This window comes from Streptomyces malaysiensis subsp. malaysiensis, assembly GCF_040653035.1.
GTDB lineage: Bacteria > Actinomycetota > Actinomycetes > Streptomycetales > Streptomycetaceae > Streptomyces > Streptomyces malaysiensis.
Map to the genome: position 1 here is coordinate 55,193 of NZ_JBEZNG010000020.1, position 14,721 is coordinate 69,913.

General features: G+C 73.0%; 14 protein-coding genes. 7 read left to right on the forward strand and 7 right to left on the reverse strand.

Annotated elements, in window-relative coordinates; translation table 11 throughout:
• Nucleotides 1-56: 56 nt before the first annotated feature.
• Complete coding sequence (locus tag AB0E24_RS31965) at nucleotides 57-872, reverse strand: SDR family NAD(P)-dependent oxidoreductase (protein WP_359382404.1); 816 nt, start codon at nucleotides 870-872, stop codon at nucleotides 57-59.
• 574 nt (nucleotides 873-1,446) lie between these two features.
• On the opposite strand from AB0E24_RS31965, the gene AB0E24_RS31970 reads away from it, so the two are divergent.
• Together AB0E24_RS31970 and AB0E24_RS31975 are read left to right on the forward strand one after the other, a co-directional pair.
• Nucleotides 1,447-1,872 carry an ATP-binding protein gene (locus AB0E24_RS31970; RefSeq protein WP_231981185.1) on the forward strand — a complete coding sequence of 142 codons (426 nt, stop codon included), beginning with the start codon at nucleotides 1,447-1,449 and terminating at the stop codon, nucleotides 1,870-1,872.
• A complete protein-coding gene (locus AB0E24_RS31975; protein ID WP_079259841.1) occupies nucleotides 1,869-2,381 on the forward strand; it encodes a hypothetical protein in 513 nt (170 codons plus the stop codon). The genes AB0E24_RS31970 and AB0E24_RS31975 overlap by 4 nt, the downstream gene beginning before the upstream one ends.
• Nucleotides 2,382-2,527: 146 nt before the next feature.
• On the opposite strand, the gene AB0E24_RS31980 is transcribed toward AB0E24_RS31975, so the two are convergent.
• Nucleotides 2,528-3,388, reverse strand: coding sequence for a Rossmann-fold NAD(P)-binding domain-containing protein (locus AB0E24_RS31980; RefSeq protein WP_359382224.1), 861 nt, complete (start codon nucleotides 3,386-3,388; stop codon nucleotides 2,528-2,530).
• Nucleotides 3,381-3,803, reverse strand: a complete 423-nt coding sequence (locus AB0E24_RS31985) for a nuclear transport factor 2 family protein (RefSeq protein ID WP_359382227.1) — start codon at nucleotides 3,801-3,803, stop codon at nucleotides 3,381-3,383. Before AB0E24_RS31985 ends, AB0E24_RS31980 begins: the two co-directional genes overlap by 8 nt.
• 102 nt (nucleotides 3,804-3,905) lie before the next feature.
• Here AB0E24_RS31985 and AB0E24_RS31990 point away from each other — a divergent pair, with 102 nt between their 5' ends.
• The 4 genes from AB0E24_RS31990 (at nucleotide 3,906) to AB0E24_RS32005 (ending at nucleotide 9,015) form a co-directional block, all read left to right on the forward strand.
• Nucleotides 3,906-4,517, forward strand: coding sequence for a TetR/AcrR family transcriptional regulator (locus AB0E24_RS31990; protein WP_069867298.1), 612 nt, complete (start codon nucleotides 3,906-3,908; stop codon nucleotides 4,515-4,517).
• A 268-nt stretch (nucleotides 4,518-4,785) separates the two neighbouring features.
• A complete protein-coding gene (locus AB0E24_RS31995) occupies nucleotides 4,786-5,640 on the forward strand; it encodes a caspase family protein (protein ID WP_069867297.1) in 855 nt (284 codons plus the stop codon).
• A 98-nt stretch (nucleotides 5,641-5,738) separates the two neighbouring features.
• Nucleotides 5,739-7,847 carry a SpoIIE family protein phosphatase gene (locus AB0E24_RS32000; protein ID WP_347210704.1) on the forward strand — a complete coding sequence of 703 codons (2,109 nt, stop codon included), beginning with the start codon at nucleotides 5,739-5,741 and terminating at the stop codon, nucleotides 7,845-7,847.
• Between the two features lie 43 nt (nucleotides 7,848-7,890).
• Entirely contained in the window at nucleotides 7,891-9,015 is a 1,125-nt protein-coding gene (locus tag AB0E24_RS32005) for an asparaginase (RefSeq protein WP_359382231.1), read from the forward strand.
• 198 nt (nucleotides 9,016-9,213) lie between these two features.
• Here AB0E24_RS32005 and AB0E24_RS32010 read toward each other — a convergent pair whose 3' ends face one another.
• Complete coding sequence (locus AB0E24_RS32010) at nucleotides 9,214-10,209, reverse strand: GlxA family transcriptional regulator (protein ID WP_359382234.1); 996 nt, start codon at nucleotides 10,207-10,209, stop codon at nucleotides 9,214-9,216.
• 34 nt (nucleotides 10,210-10,243) lie between these two features.
• Entirely contained in the window at nucleotides 10,244-11,248 is a 1,005-nt protein-coding gene (gene ligD / locus AB0E24_RS32015; RefSeq protein ID WP_069867293.1) for a non-homologous end-joining DNA ligase, read from the reverse strand.
• 78 nt (nucleotides 11,249-11,326) lie between these two features.
• Here ligD and AB0E24_RS32020 point away from each other — a divergent pair, with 78 nt between their 5' ends.
• Nucleotides 11,327-12,400, forward strand: a complete 1,074-nt coding sequence (locus tag AB0E24_RS32020) for an ATP-dependent DNA ligase (RefSeq protein WP_100805465.1) — start codon at nucleotides 11,327-11,329, stop codon at nucleotides 12,398-12,400.
• 809 nt (nucleotides 12,401-13,209) lie between these two features.
• Here AB0E24_RS32020 and AB0E24_RS32025 read toward each other — a convergent pair.
• Together AB0E24_RS32025 and AB0E24_RS32030 are read right to left on the reverse strand one after the other, a co-directional pair.
• Nucleotides 13,210-13,878: a dienelactone hydrolase family protein gene (locus AB0E24_RS32025; protein WP_069867291.1), complete on the reverse strand. Its 669-nt coding sequence runs from the start codon at nucleotides 13,876-13,878 to the stop codon at nucleotides 13,210-13,212.
• A gap of 37 nt (nucleotides 13,879-13,915) precedes the next feature.
• A complete protein-coding gene (locus AB0E24_RS32030) occupies nucleotides 13,916-14,701 on the reverse strand; it encodes a sigma-70 family RNA polymerase sigma factor (RefSeq protein ID WP_069867290.1) in 786 nt (261 codons plus the stop codon).
• Between the last annotated feature and the right edge of the window lie 20 nt (nucleotides 14,702-14,721).

Genomic DNA, 14,721 nt, shown 5'->3' on the forward strand with positions numbered 1-14,721 from the left:
CGCGCGAGCGGCCGGGGAGGTGCCCGGAGCGCCTCCGCTCGGGGGAGCGCCGGGGGTCAATAGCCTCCCGGCGTGGGGGCGTTCTGGGCTCGGTCCACGGGCAGATGCGCACCGGAGACCCCGCTCGAGGCGTCCGACAGCAGAAACGCCACGACCTGGGCGACCTCCCACGGGGTGACCAGTTCACCGCGTGGCAGCTCGGCCATGAACCGGGCGTACGCCTCGGGCTCTTCGGTGCGCATCCGGTCCCACCGCTTCCCGGGGATCAGCATGGACCCCGGGGAGACGGCGTTCACCCGGATCCCGTCCGGGCCCAGCTCACGGGCGAGTGCGGCCGCCAGATGGATCTGGGCCGCCTTGGCCGCCCCGTACTGGGCCTGGGGGCCCGGCTTCCAGCCGGAGATGGAGGCGATCACCACCACGGAGCCGCCGCCCGCGCCGCGTAGATGCGGCACCGCGGCCTTCACCAGCCGTGCCGTATGACCGACGTTCATCTCCCAGGTCAGCGACCAGTCCCGGGCGCCGGCCTCCTCGATGCCGCGGCCGCGGGCGCCACCGGCGCAGGCCACCACGCCATCAAGACCGCTGAAACGTTCCGCCGCGGCCTCGACGAACTCCTCGAGCAGCTCGGGCTCGGTGACATCCAGCGCGCGGGTGAACGGCTCCCCGTGTCCCTGGGCGCTCAGGGACGCCGTGAGCGACCGCAGATCCTCAGGTGTCCGCGCACACGTGGCCAACCGCGCCCCGCCGGCGGCCAGGAGCCGTACGATCTGTTCACCCAGCCCCCGGGAGCCCCCGGTCACCAGGACCCGTTTGCCGTCCACACCGGAGCCTTCCCCCGGGCGGAGCCGCCCCTCGCGGCCGTCGCTCACGCTTGCCACGTCCGGACCGTACAGCCCGAACCACTACGCCCGTACAACCGGACAACCCCCATGCCCTCTCGCCCACCGGCCGGTCCAACCGTTTGTCTACATGAACGGCGACCGATGGCGCTTTGCGCTGCCTTCGAAGGAGGAACCATGCCGGTATCCGGCACTCACCGCGACCGGGCCGTCTCCGTCCGTGGCAGCTGGTCCAGGCGGGTCGGGTGGGGCGTGCGCACCACCTGTCACCAGCTCAGATGTCACGCCGTCGGTCGCCAGAATGCGCTTACCCGCTCACCGGAACATCAATCACTCCATGTGCCCGTATGCCACCCGGGCCCCCAGACCGACGAGGACCGTGAGGACCGACACCGTGAGCCGATCCTTTCCAGGACTGTCGCACCGGCCGGCGTCGGCCGATGAGGAAGGCGAGACGACGGCCACCAGCCGTGGTGTCGCGGTCTCCAAGGACCGCCCGCGAACCGCTGCGGTTACCGGGCCGGTCGCCGCGCCGAGAACCGCTCCGGTTACCGGCCCGGCGGCCGCGGCGATCCCCGTCCCCCGCTCCGGAGGGGAGAGTACGGTGATCCCGCTGGACACCCGCCGGCTCTTCCGGGCGGAGTTCCCCGCCCTGCCCGACCGCGCCGCCGCGGTGCGCCGGATGGTCGCCGGGCATCTGCGCGACTGGCGGCTCGGGGCGATGGTGGACCATGTCGTCCTGGCCACCAACGAGTTGTTCGCCAACGCCGTGGAGCACGGCAGCTCCGGCCCCGCCGACACCGTCACCATCACCGTCTCGCTTGAACGCTTCGGCCGTGAGCTGCGCGTGGAAGTGGCCGACGGCTCGCCCGTGGTCCCGGTCGCCCGCAAACCGGAGCCGACCGAGGAGTCCGGACGGGGGCTGGCCATCGTCGATGACCTGGCGGCCGACTGGGGCACCGAGCCGCCCGACCCCGGAGCGCGGGGCAAGAAGGTGTGGTTCACCCTGCCGCTGGTGGCCACCTCATGAACGCGGGGGCGCGCGGTGACCGCAGGATGCGGGTCACCGTGGAGACCGACGCGGCCGAATGGCTGCTGGCCGCGAGCGAGGACCCCGGGCGGGTGCGGCTCCAGTGGGCCAGCGGCACCGGCCTCGCCGATCTGCCGGTGGGCCCGGTCTTCGACCTGGTGCGGATGTGCGACGACATCGGCTCCGCGGTGATCCAGGCACTTCAGCGGCGTGACGCGGCGGGACCGGTGATGCTCGCCACCGCCAGCCATGTGCACTCCTTCCTCGTACCGCCCGGATCCGCGGCCGAGTGGAAGCGCTGGCTGGCCGGGACGGCGTACGCCCGCCGCCGCACGGTGGCCGCGGCGGGGCCGGGCCGGGTGCTGCGCTGCCCCAGGCCCGGCTGTGTCCGGCAGGGCCATGTCTGGCTGATCCGGCCCGGCGGCCCCCTCATCGACAGCCGCACTCTGCGCGCCGCCCTGGAGGAGGCCATCGACCGCCCCGGCCTCCCGGACGCGCTGTTCCGCTGACCGCTGTCGGCGGGTCCGGCCCCTGCGCCACTCCCGTGACGTCGGCACTGGACGCCGTGGGCCCGCGACGCCCGATGCCGGGCACCTCCCGGTGGCGGCCGGGGGCGCCGTGCCGGGTGTCGGGCGCCCATGGGGATCCGCCGGGCTCAGCCGGCGGGCTCCGGGGTGAAGGCGTGCCGATGGGCCTCGGCGAAGGCGCGGAAGGAGCGGGGAGCGCGCCCGGTGACCCGCTCGACGGTGTCGGTCGTACGGTCCTCCGCGCCGCCCCGGATGTCCTCGTCAAGCCCGGCGAGCACCGCGGCGAACTCCGGCGGCATCCCCATCGCGCTCAGCCGGTCCAGCAACACCCCGGCCGCCACCGCGACATGGCGGACCGGCCGTCCGGAGACCTCGGCCACGATGCGCGCCGCGTCCGCGTAACCGAGCGCCTCCGGGCCGGTGATGACGTGGCCCGTGTTGTGCGGGCGGTCGTCCAGAAGGGCCCGGGTGGCGACGGCGGCGATGTCCGTCGCGTCGACGAAGGCCACTCTGCCGTCCCCGGTGGCGGTGACGATCTCGCCGTTGTCGCGGATGGCATGGGCCACCGCATGGTCACCGGTGAAGTTCTGCATGAACCACGAGGGCCGCAGCACCGTCCACTCCGGGAAGGTCTCCCGCACCAGCCTGGGCAGCGCGCCGACGCCGGTGTCAGCCTCGGGGACCGCGGAGGAGCCGAGCACCACCACCCGCCGTACGCCCTGGGTGACCGCGGTCTTCAGGAACGGCTCGACCACGGGCAGCGGCTCGGCCATCGCCAGGGGCGGGATGAGATAGAGCCGCTCCACACCGCGCAGCGCCGCCGCGTGGCCGGCCGGGTCGTGCCAGTCGAACCGGACGGCGTCGGCGGCCCCGGCCTCGGGCCGCCGGGTGGCCGCCAGCGCCCGCGCGCCCTCCGCGCGCACCATCCGCAGCACCTTGGAGCCGGTGTTCCCGGTGGCGCCGAGGACCAGAACGGTGGGCTCAGCCATCGGTCCGGCCCTCTTCGGAGCCGAAGCTCACCTCGTCGAGCATCAGCGGGTTCCAGTAGTCGCGGTACGAGGCGATCTCGCCGTCACGGACCGTGATGACGGCGATGTACGTGGGGTGGAGCGGACGGCCGGTTCCGACCGCCACGGCGTCCACCGAGAACTCCACGATCAATACGGCGGGGTCCTCGGTGAGATGGACGACCTCATGGGTCACGGTGCGCAGATCGATGTGGTCGGTGTAGTCCCGCAGGTACTCGCGCACGGCCTCGCGCCCCTCCAGCAGGCGCGGCCGGCCGGGCGGGGCGAACGGGAACTCCATGATGCCGTCCACGGCCCACAGATCCGCGAATCCCCTCATGTCGTGGCCGAGCAACAGCTCCTTGGCCCGCTCGAACACCTTGACGCGGTCGTCCATGACGTACTTCCTTCTCACGGTGATTGGACGGAACGGTATCGTCCCGTCCGTCCAGCATAGAACGAGACGGTGCCGTCCCGTCCATCTGCTAATCTCGGAGCTATGTCGGAGCCCACCCGGCGCCCCCCGAGCGGCGCCGCCACCCTGCGCGCGGACAAGACCGCCGCCATCGCCGAGGCCGTCCTGGACGAGCTCGCCGAGCACGGATACGGCCGGCTGTCGATGGAGGCGGTGGCCAAGCGGGCCGGGGTGGGCAAGAGCGCGCTCTACCGGCGGTGGCCCTCCAAGCAGCGGATGGTCATCGCGGTCGTGTCCGAGCCGACCGTCGCCCTGGCCGATCCGCCCGACACCGGATCCCTGCGCGGCGATGTGCTGGCCGCGCTCCACGCGGTCGCCGACTGGCTGACCCATCCGCGGTTCTCGCGGATCCTGCCGGACCTGATCGCCGAGGCGCAGCGGGACGATGAGCTGCGCCGGGCCCTCGCCCTCCGCATCGGCGAGCCGCGGCGCGCCCGCATGATCGGCGTGCTGGACCGGGCGGTCGAGCGCGGTGAGCTGCCACCGGACCTCGACCGGGAGCTGGCGCTCGATCTGCTCGGCGGGCTGGTCTACTGGCGCGTCTCGGCCCGTGGGGCGGCCCTGGAGCCGGGCTACTTCGAGCGCGTCGCCGATATGGCGCTGCGGGCCCTGGACGCCCGGCCGCGCCGGGCCTGATGGCCTGACGGCCGGGGCGAGGCGGGACGGCGGCCTCCTCGGTGGGGCGTTTCCGCGGCGGGGTGCGTTTCCGGTGGGGGCGTTTTCCCGGGCGGCGGCGTTTTCCCGGTGGGGTGCCCGCCGCCGTTTCCCGGGCGGGGTGCCCGCCGCGGTGGGCGCCTCCTCCGGATGGGGTCGGTGAACAGGGCATGGCGGGGCGCGGCCGCGCATCATCGCTTAGTGGCGAGCGGTGGCGCGCCGCCGCCCGTCCCCGACCCTAGGAGCCCCCATGCCCATCGGCCTCTCCGTCCATATCGGACTCAATCAGGTCGACCCCGCCGCGTACGACGGCTGGAGCGGTGAGCTGGGCGCCTGCGAACAGGACGCCGTGGACATGGCCCGGCTCGCCGACGCGGCGGGGTTCGATGTGACCGATCCGCTGTTGAGTCCGGCCGCCACCGCGGAGACGGTCACCGCCACGCTGGAGGCCGCGGCCGGGCGGCTGGCCGAGGGGGACATCCTCTTCCTCACCTACTCGGGCCACGGCGGTCAAGTGCCCGACCTCAACCACGACGAGACCGGCGACCGCCTCGACGAGACCTGGGTCCTCCATGACCGGCAGCTGGTCGACGACGAGCTCTTCGAGCTGTTCGGGAAGTTCGCCAAGGGGGTCCGGATCTGGATGCTCTCCGACAGCTGCCACAGCGGCGCCGTGGCCCGGCGGCTGCCCGAGATGCTCAGCCCCGAGGAGCTCGACCGGCGCTTCAGCACCGCCGACCCCGCGGAGGTCGGCCGGAAGATCAGGGCCATGCCCCAGTCGGTGCAGTCCGCCGTCTACCGGCGCGACCGCGACGCCTACGACCGGATCCAGAACACCCGCACCGCCAAGGACCTCGCCAGGATCGACGCCAGCGTGCTCCGGATCTCCGGCTGCCAGGACAACCAGACCTCCTCCGACGGAATCGTGAACGGCCTGTTCACCGCCACTTTGCTGGAGGTCTGGCGGGGTGGCGCCTTCCCGGGCAGCTACCGCGGACTGCACCGGGAGATCGTCAAGCGGATGCCGCCCGACCAGACGCCCCACCTCTTCCAGACGGGTGTGCCGAACTCGGCCTTCGCCCGGCAGCGGCCCTTCACCATCTGAACCGGGATTCGAACCGTGCCCGTGTCATATCCGTGTGCGATGGCCCGTTCGGCGAGGTATGAAAGTAGGAGGGCATGGCGAGCCGGTGAGGTGCCGGTATGACGACGCATGACCGTGTGGACCAGGAGGACGAGGCAGGCATCAGCAGCATGGCGATCGCCCCGGGAGGGGTGCTCGACCTGCTGCGGGTCGCCGCCATCGCGCTGGATGTCGAAGGACGGATCGCCCTGTGGAGCCCGGAGGCCGAACAGCTATTCGGTTACCGGGCGGCAGAGGCGCTGGGCTGCCGTGCGGACAAGCTGCTGGTCCATCCGCGGGACCGGCGGGCGGCCGTGGAGCTCTTCGCACGCGTACGGGCGGGCGACACCTGGGCCGGTATCTTCCCGGTCCGCCGCCCGGACGGCTCCACCCTGAAGGTGGAGTTCCGCACCATGGGCCTGCGCGATGCCCACGGCGCGGTCTACGCCCTCGGTCTGGCCGCCGACGAGGGAACCGTACGGCGGCTGGAGACCGATCTGGCGGTATCCGGCTTCCTGGTCAAACAGTCGCCCGTGGGGCTCGCGGTGTTCGACACCGAGCTGCGCTGGCTGCGCGCCAACCCGGCACTCCAGCAGATGAACTCCACCACCGAGTCCCAGGTGCGCGGCCACCGCGTCGGGGAGGTGCTGCCGGGGCTGGACGCGCGGGCCATCGAGGGCGCGATGCGGCATGTGCTGGAGTCCGGTGAGCCGCTGCTCGACCAGCAGAGCGTCGGCCGGACCCCCGCCGACCCCGACCATGACCACGCCTGGTCGGAGTCGTACTACCGGCTGGAGGACCCCAGCGGCCGGATCCTGGGCATCGCGGTCTCCATCATGGACGTCTCCCGCCGCCACCGGGAGACCAGCGAGATCGCCGAGGCGCGCGAGCGGCTGGCCGTGATCGCCGACGCGAGCGTCCGCGTCGGCACCACGCTGGATCTGCGGCAGACCGCCCAGGAACTCGCCGATGTGACCGTGCCCCGGCTCGCCGACCTCGCGGCCGTCGACGTCCTGGACTCCGTGGTGCACCGCGAGGCCACCCCCCGGGTGTGGGCCGACGGCTCGGCCCGCTTCCGGGCGCTCGCCGTCGCCGCCGGCTACCCCACCGACGCCGTCCACGCGGCCGACCCGGTCGGCGAGATCGCCCGCTACGACCCCACCCGGCTGATCACCCAGTGCGTCCGCGAGGCCCGGCCCATCCTGGTGCCGCACGTGACCGAACAGGACATACGGCGGATAGCCCGGGACGACGACGCCGCCGGGGTGCTGAAGCGCGAGGGAGTGCACTCCTACATCGCCGCCCCGCTGATCGCCCGCGGCAGTGTGCTCGGCACCCTCAGCCTGCACCGCACCATCAACCCCAAGCCGTTCGACGAGGAGGACCTCACCCTCGCCTGCGAACTGGCCATTCGCGCCGCCCTGTGCATCGACAACGCCCGGCTCTACGCCCGGGAACGCGACGCCGCGCTCACCCTCCAGCGCAGCCTGCTCTCCCAGCAGCCGCGCGATCTGGACGGTCTGGAGATCGCCTCCCGCTATCTGCCCGCGGTCAGCGCCGCGGGCGGCGACTGGTTCGATGTGCTGCCCCTCCCGGACGGCAAGGTCGGTCTCGTGGTCGGCGATGTGATGGGCAAGGGCATCCACGCCGCGGCGATCATGGGCCAGCTGCGCACCGCCACCCGGGCCTTCTCCCGGCTCGACCTGCCCCCGGCCAAGGTTCTGTGCCATCTGGACGAGATCACGCCCAGCCTGGGGGAGTCCATCGCCACCTGTCTGTACGCGGTGTGCGATCCACGCACCGGGCGGTGCGAGATGTCCACCGCCGGCCATCTGCCGCCGGTGCTGGTGCAGCCCGGCGGCGAGGCCGAACTCATCGACATCCCCACCGGCGCGCCGCTGGGCGTCGGCGGCGTCCCCTTCGCCTCGGTGGAGCGGGAACTGGCCGAGGGGGCGCTGCTGGCCCTGTTCACCGACGGCCTGGTGGAGAAGCGCCATCAGTCCCTGGACGTGGGACTGCACACCCTGGTCCAGCTGCTGCGCCGCCACCAGGGACCGCTGGAGCGGATCTGCGACCAGGTGCTGGCCGCGCTGCACGGGGCGCCCGACGACGATGTGGCCCTGCTGCTGGCCCGGCTGCGCCGCCCTCGCCTGCCGGAGAAGTCCGTGGTTACGGTGGAGGAAGGCTGAAGAAGGGCCGACCGCATCACTTCACGGATGAGACGACGTCCCCATGGCTCAGCTCGCCCGCCGCTCCGGCGTATTGATCACTCTGGTGGCCGTCGCCCTGGGGGCCACCGCCTCCCTCGCCGGCGCCGCGGAGCCGCACCCCAGACCCACCCCCAAGGTCGCCGTCATCGGCACCGGGGGCACCATCGCGGGCGTCAGCAGGACCAAGGTGTCCTTCGACGACTACCGGGCGGGGAAGCTCCCGGTGTCCCGGCTGGTGGGCGACCTCAGGCCCGAGGTGAACCGGATCGCGGACGTGACCACCCAGCAGTTCGGCAACAAGGACTCCAACGACTACACGATCCCCGAGTACCGCCGCCTCACCGCCGCCGTCGACCACGCCCTGAAGTTCAACGACGGGGTCGTGGTCACCACCGGCACCGACACCATGGAGGAGTTCGCGTACTGGCTGGACCTGACCGTCCGCAGCGACAAGCCGGTGGTGCTCACCGGTTCCATGCGGCCCTGGACGGTGATCGGCTCCGACGCCCCGGCCAACCTCTACAACGCGATCCACCTCGCCGCCAGCGGCCGGACCACCTGCTTCGGCACCGTGGTGATGCTCAACGACCAGATCCACGCCGCTCGCGAGGTGCGCAAGTCCGACACCCTGCGGCTGAACGCGTTCACCAGCGGCAGCAGCGGGGAGCTCGGGGTGATCGACCAGAACCACATCCGTGTCGACCGCGCGCCCGCCCGGGTCGAGCGGTGCGGCAAACCCGCCTGGAAGACCCCGTTCGACCTCGACCGGATGGGCCGGCGGGCGCTGCCGAAGGTCGACATCGCCTATAGCTACCAGGGCGCCGGACCCCAGGCCATCAAGGCGTTCGCCGACGCGGGGGCGGCCGGGATCGTCACGGCGGGCACCGGGGCGGGCGGTCTCTCCCCGGCCATGACCGAGGCCCGGGACGACGCCGTCAAGAACGGGGTGGTCATGGTCTCCGCCTCCCGCACCGGCTCCGGCGCGGTCTACGACCCCCATGTCCGCGGTGTCATCGGCGCCCAGGACCTGACCCCGCAGAAGGCCCGGCTGCTGCTGCTCCTCTCGCTCGCCACCACCCACAACGAGCATCGGATCCAGACCTGGTTCCACACCTTCGGCACCGGCCAGTTCACGGCCCGCCACTAGGCGCTCCGCGGGGAGCGGCGCACGGTGCGGTCGTTCATCCGCGGCCGCGGCGTGGCTGGTCGCGCCCGCGCGGCGGAGCCGCATATCGACACGGCCGCGGCGGAGCCGCATATCGGCACAGCCCCGCGCCCCTTCGGGGCGCAACCGACCCCGGACCCCAGGGCCCAGGGGGGCCGAGCCCCTGCCACCGGACACCCCTCAGGGGCGGGTTGCGCCGCCCCGGAACGTGGAGCGGTAGGCGCTCGGCGACACCCCGAGGGCGGTGTGCAGATGCTGCCGCAGCGAGGCCGCGGTGCCGAAGCCCGCGTCCGCCGCGATCCGGTCCACCGGCAGATCGGTCTCCTCCAGCAGCTGCCGGGCCCGCTCCAGGCGCCGCTGGGTCAGCCACCGCACCGGGGTCATCCCCACCTCGTCCCGGAACCGCCGGGAGAAGGTCCGTACGCTCATCGACTCCCGCTCGGCCAGCTCCCGCAGGGTCAGCGGACGGTCGAGCCGGGTCAGCGCCCAGGCGCGGGCCGTACCGGTGGAGCCGCCGCGCCGCTCCGGCACCGGCCGCCGGATGAACTGCGCCTGGCCGCCCTCGCGATGCGGGGCCACCACCGAGCCGCGGGCCACCTCGCCCGCCACCGCCGCGCCGTGGTCGCGCCGGATCATATGCAGGATCAGGTCGATACCGGCGGCGTCCCCGGCCGAGGTCAGCACCTCGCCCTCGTCCGCGTAGAGCACGTCCGGGTCGAGTGCGACGGCCGGGAACAGCTCCCGGAACCGGTCGGCCGCCTGCCAGTGGGTCGTGGCCCGGCGGCCGTCGAGCAGCCCCGCGGCCGCCAGGACGAACGCCCCCGTGCAGATCGAGGCGATCCGGGCGTCGGGGCGGATCCGGGCGAAGGCGCTGGTGAGCGCGGTGCCCAGACGGCCATCGGTCTGTGGCTCGTCCGGTTCGTTGGCGGCCGGGACGAGCACGGTGTCGGCCTCGGCCAGCGCCTCCGGTCCCTGGGCGACGTTCAGCGTGACATCGGAGTCGGTGCGCACCTCACCGGCGACGAGTGCGCAGGTCACCACCTCGTACAGCGGTTCGCCCGCGGCCGATACGGCCCGGCCGAACAGCCGGTGTGCGATGCCCAGCTCGAACGGCAGCAGCCCGTGGCGCACCAGCACCGCCACCCGATGGCGGCCGGGGTGAGTGAAGACGGGCATGGCGCGATTCTCGCAGCCGCCGAGGATCCGGCCATCACTTCTTGGCCCGGCTGGGCTGCACCCGCTTCGGCTCGCCCTTCATCTTCGGATGCTCCGGCGGATACGGGAGGTCGCCCAGGCCGTGCTCCCGCTCGTCCCGCGCGGCCAGCTCCAGCGCGGCGTCCAGGCGGAAGGCGTGCTCGTCCATGTCCGCGTGCACATCGCCCAGTTCGCGGTAGCGCACCGGCATGGTGGCCAGGTCGAAGTCGCGCGGCCGGGCGTCGGGAACCTCATCCCAGCGCAGCGGCGCGGAGACCGGGGCATGGGGGCGGGGGCGCACCGAGTAGGCGCTGGCGATGGTGCGGTCCCGGGCGGTCTGGTTGTAGTCCACGAAGATCTTCTGGCCGCGCTCCTCCTTCCACCACTTGGTGGTCACCCGCTCCGGAGCCCGCCGCTCCAGCTCCCGTGCGATCGCGATCGCGGATCGCCGCACCTGGGTGAAGGTCCACTCCGGCACGATCGGGACGAAGATGTGCAGCCCCCGGCCGCCCGAGGTCTTGGGCCACCCCCGCAGCCCCAGCCCGTCCAGCACCTCGCGCAGCTCTCCGGCGGCCCGGACCGCGTCGCCGTAGTCGGTGCCCGGCTGCGGGTCGAGGTCGATCCGCAGCTCGTCGGGGTGTTCGGTGTCCCCGCGCCGCACCGGCCATGGATGGAAGGTCAGGCTGCCCAGATTGGCCGCCCACACCACGGCCGCCGGTTCGGTCGGGCAGATCTCGTCCGCGTGCCGCCCGCTGGGGAAGGAGATACGGCCGGTCGGAATCCACTCCGGGAGGTTCTTCGGGGCCCGCTTCTGGAAGAACGACTCCCCCTCGACCCCGTCCGGATAGCGCTCCAGCGTCGTCGGCCGGTCCCGCAGCGCCCGCAGCGCGCCCTCGCCGACCGCCAGGTAGTAGCGGGCGAGATCCAGCTTGGTGAACCCGCGCTCCGGGAAGTACACCTTCCCGGGGCTGGTCACCCGCACCACGCGACCGCCGACCGTCAGCTCCACCGACTCTCCCATACCGACACGCTAGGCCCGCCCGCCCGAGGCCGCCTCCCGGCGGGCGCCGGGCCCGCCACAGGCGCACAATCGGACACCATGGACCTTCCGGTGATGCCTCCCGTCCAGCCGATGCTGGCCAAGGCCGTGGCCACGATCCCGCCCGGAATGGTCTACGAGGGCAAATGGGACGGCTTCCGGGCCATCGTCTTCCGCGACGGGGACGAGATCGAGATCAGCAGCCGTACCACCAAGCCGCTCACCCGCTACTTCCCCGAACTGGCCGAGGCGCTGCTCGCCAACCTCCCGCCGCGCTGCGTCCTGGACGGCGAGATCGTCATCGTGCGCGGCGGGCGGCTGGACTTCGACGCCCTCCTGGAGCGGATCCACCCCGCCGACTCCCGGGTGCGGCTGCTGGCGAAGACCACCCCGGCCGCCTTCGTGGCCTTCGACATCCTCGCCCTCGGCGACGCCTCGCTGATGGCCACCCCGCTCAGCGAGCGCCGCGAGGCGCTGACCGAGGCGCTGCGCGGCGCCGCGGACCCGGTGCACCTCGCCCCCTGCACCGACGAGCTCGACGTGGCCCGGCAGTGGTTCGAGCAGTACGAGGGGGCGGGGCTCGACGGCGTCGTGGCCAAGAGCCCCGACCTCCGCTACCTCCCCGGGGAGCGCGTGATGGTCAAGGTCAAGCACGAGCGCACCGCCGACTGTGTGGTGGCCGGCTACCGCGTGCACAAATCAGGGCAGGGCATCGGCTCCCTACTGCTGGGCCTGTACGACGCCACCGGCCGCCTCCAGCACGTGGGCGTCAGCGCGGCCTTCTCCGCGCGCCGCCGCCAGGAGCTGATGGCCGAGCTGGAACCGCTGCGCATGGAGACCGTCGAAGGCCACCCCTGGGCCGACTGGGCGCGCGAGGAGGCCCATGCCCGGGGCCGGATGCCGGGCGCGCCCAGCCGCTGGACCGGGGTCAAGGACCTGTCGTGGGTGCCGCTGCGCCCCGAGCGGGTGTGCGAGGTGGCCTACGACCATATGCAGAGCGGCCGCTTCCGGCACACCGCCCGCTTCCGCCGCTGGCGGCCGGACCGGGAGCCCCCGCAGTGCACCTACGACCAGCTGGAGGAGCCGGTCTCCTACGATCTGGGCCAGGTGCTGGGGTCCGCGCCGGAGCCGTAGCCCCGCTTGACACCTGCCGGCGGGCTGCTCCCCTCCCCGCCCCTCCCCAAAACCGGTGCTCCGCCCCGGCCCCCGAAGCTGGGGCTCCGCCCCGGCCCCCGAAGCTGGGGCTCTGCCCCGGGCCCCGGAGCTTGGGCTCCGTCCCGGGGCCCGGAGCGGGTGCTCTGCCTCGGGGCCCAAAGCCGGGGCTGTGCCTGTGCCTCGGGGCCTGAAGCTGTGCCTGTGCCTCGGGGCCCGGAGCGGGTGCTCTGCCTCAGGGCCCAAAGCCGGGGCTGTGTCTCGGGTCCCGGAGCGGTGGCGTGTCCCGGGGCCCGAAGCTGGGCCTGTGCCTCGGCGCCCGAAGCTGGTGCTGTGTCTCGGGTTCCGAAGCGGGTGCTCTGCCTCGGGTTCCGGAGCGGGTGCTGTGCCTCGGGTTCCGGAGCTGGTGCTCCGCCTCGGGCCCCGAACCGGGGCTTCGCCCCGGGCTCGGAGCTGGTGCTGTGCCTCGGACCCCGAAGGCGGGTGCTCCGCCTCGGTTCCGGAGCGGGTGCTGTGCCTCGGGTTCCGGAGCTGGTGCTCCGCCTCGGGCCCCGAACCGGGGCTCCGCCCCGGGCCCGGAGCTGGTGCTGTGCCTCGGGCTCCGAAGCCGGGGCTCTGCCTCGGGCTCCGAAGCCGGGGCTGTGCCTCGGGGCCCGGAGCTGGGGCTGTGCCCTCTTCCCGTTGCCAGGGGCTGTGCCCTGGGCCCGGGGGCCGGGGCGGAGCCCCGGTTGTGGGGAGGGGCGGGGAGGGGAACAGCCCGCCGCAGGCGTCCCCCAGCCGCGCCACGCGCGTCAGCGCTTGCCGCCCCGGGCCGGGCGCTTTCCCATCCGTACGAACCAATCGCGCGCCGCCTCGGCGGCCTGCTCCAGGGTTCCGGGCTCCTCGAACAGATGGCTCGCCCCGGGCACCACATGGATCTCCTGCGGGGCGGCGAGCATGGCGGCCGCCTGCTGGTTGAGCCGCAGCACCTCGTGGTCGTCGCCGCCCACGATCAGCAGCACCGGCGCCCGCACCCGGTTCAGCGCACCGCCCGCGAGATCGGGCCGCCCGCCGCGGGAGACCACGGCGGCCACCCGTTCCGGCCGTTCGGCGGCGGCCGTGAGCGCCGCCGCCGCGCCCGTACTGGCGCCGAACAGCCCCACCGGCAGCCCGGAGGTGGCCGGATGCCCGTCGAGCCAGTTCACCGCGGCCACCAGCCGCCGGCCCAGCAGCGGGATGTCGAAACGCAGTTCGGCGGTGATCGCGTCCACCCGCTCCTCGGCCTCGGTGAGCAGATCGAACAGCAGGGTGGCGAGATCCGCGTCCTGGAGCACCCGGGCCACCGCGCGGTTGCGCGGGCTGTGCCGGGAGCTGCCGCTGCCGTGGGCGAACGCGACGACGCCGAGGGGTTGGTCGGGGAGGGCCAGATCGCCCACGAGCATGGCGTCGTCCGCGGCGATACGGGCGGTCTCGGAGCGCATCGGCCACCTCCTGCCGGGGTTGTGCGGGCTGGTGCCGTCAGGCGTAGGCCATGAGCCCTTGCCGCAGCTCGCTGTAGAGCCGGGAGAGCCTGCGGGATATGTGCATCTGGGAGAAGCCGAGGATCTCGCCGATCTGGCTCTGCGAAAGCCCGGCGAAGAACCTCAGATAGAGCACGTAGCGGTCCTGCTCCGACAGTTCGGCGATCAGCACCCGCAGCGCCTCACGGTTGACGACGCGTTCGATCGCGGCGTCGTCCGCGCCCACCGTCTCGGCGAGCAGCCGCTCCTCGGCGCCCTGCACCGCGGCGTTGAGGGACAGCGGGGTGCAGGAGGCGCTGGCCTCCAGACCCGCCTTCACATCCTCCTGGGGCATACCGGTGCGCAGACAGATCTCGTGCACGGTGGGGGTGCGCCCGCCGAGCTCCTGCTCCAGCGCGTCGCGTGCGGAGCGGGTGCGGGAGCGGACCTCCTGGATGTTGCGGGGGATGTGCAGCGTCCACAGGTAGTCGCGGAAGTGGCGTTTGAGCTCACCGGTGATGACGGGAATCGCATACGAGGGAAAGGCGTGCCCGAGGTCGGGGTTGTAGCGGTCGACGGCCTTCACCAGGGCCAGCGACGCGACCTGTGTGAGGTCCTCCATGTTCTCGCCCTTGTTGCGGAAGCGCAGCGCCAGGCGTTTGGCGACGGGCAGCCAGGCGCAGATGATCGCCTCGCGCAGCGCGTCGCGTTCGGGCCCGGACGGGAGCCGGGACAGACGCAGGAAGGCACCGCCGGTGTCGGGAGTGTCGTCATGGCGTCGTTGGCGAGTCGCGGTTGCTGACATGGTCACTCGCCTCCGTGGTC

What these genes read in the sequence shown, in the direction of transcription:
- AB0E24_RS31985 (WP_359382227.1), bottom strand. Translation starts at nt 3,803, where the DNA reads ATGGACGACCGCGTCAAGGTGTTCGAGCGGGCCAAGGAGCTGTTGCTC.
- AB0E24_RS32025 (WP_069867291.1), bottom strand. Translation starts at nt 13,878, where the DNA reads ATGCGCTCCGAGACCGCCCGTATCGCCGCGGACGACGCCATGCTCGTG.
- AB0E24_RS31990 (WP_069867298.1), top strand. Translation starts at nt 3,906, where the DNA reads ATGTCGGAGCCCACCCGGCGCCCCCCGAGCGGCGCCGCCACCCTGCGC.
- AB0E24_RS32020 (WP_100805465.1), top strand. Translation starts at nt 11,327, where the DNA reads ATGGACCTTCCGGTGATGCCTCCCGTCCAGCCGATGCTGGCCAAGGCC.
- AB0E24_RS31980 (WP_359382224.1), bottom strand. Translation starts at nt 3,388, where the DNA reads ATGGCTGAGCCCACCGTTCTGGTCCTCGGCGCCACCGGGAACACCGGC.
- AB0E24_RS32005 (WP_359382231.1), top strand. Translation starts at nt 7,891, where the DNA reads ATGGCTCAGCTCGCCCGCCGCTCCGGCGTATTGATCACTCTGGTGGCC.
- ligD (WP_069867293.1), bottom strand. Translation starts at nt 11,248, where the DNA reads ATGGGAGAGTCGGTGGAGCTGACGGTCGGCGGTCGCGTGGTGCGGGTG.
- AB0E24_RS32000 (WP_347210704.1), top strand. Translation starts at nt 5,739, where the DNA reads ATGACGACGCATGACCGTGTGGACCAGGAGGACGAGGCAGGCATCAGC.
- AB0E24_RS31975 (WP_079259841.1), top strand. Translation starts at nt 1,869, where the DNA reads ATGAACGCGGGGGCGCGCGGTGACCGCAGGATGCGGGTCACCGTGGAG.
- AB0E24_RS31995 (WP_069867297.1), top strand. Translation starts at nt 4,786, where the DNA reads ATGCCCATCGGCCTCTCCGTCCATATCGGACTCAATCAGGTCGACCCC.
- AB0E24_RS32010 (WP_359382234.1), bottom strand. Translation starts at nt 10,209, where the DNA reads ATGCCCGTCTTCACTCACCCCGGCCGCCATCGGGTGGCGGTGCTGGTG.
- AB0E24_RS32030 (WP_069867290.1), bottom strand. Translation starts at nt 14,701, where the DNA reads ATGTCAGCAACCGCGACTCGCCAACGACGCCATGACGACACTCCCGAC.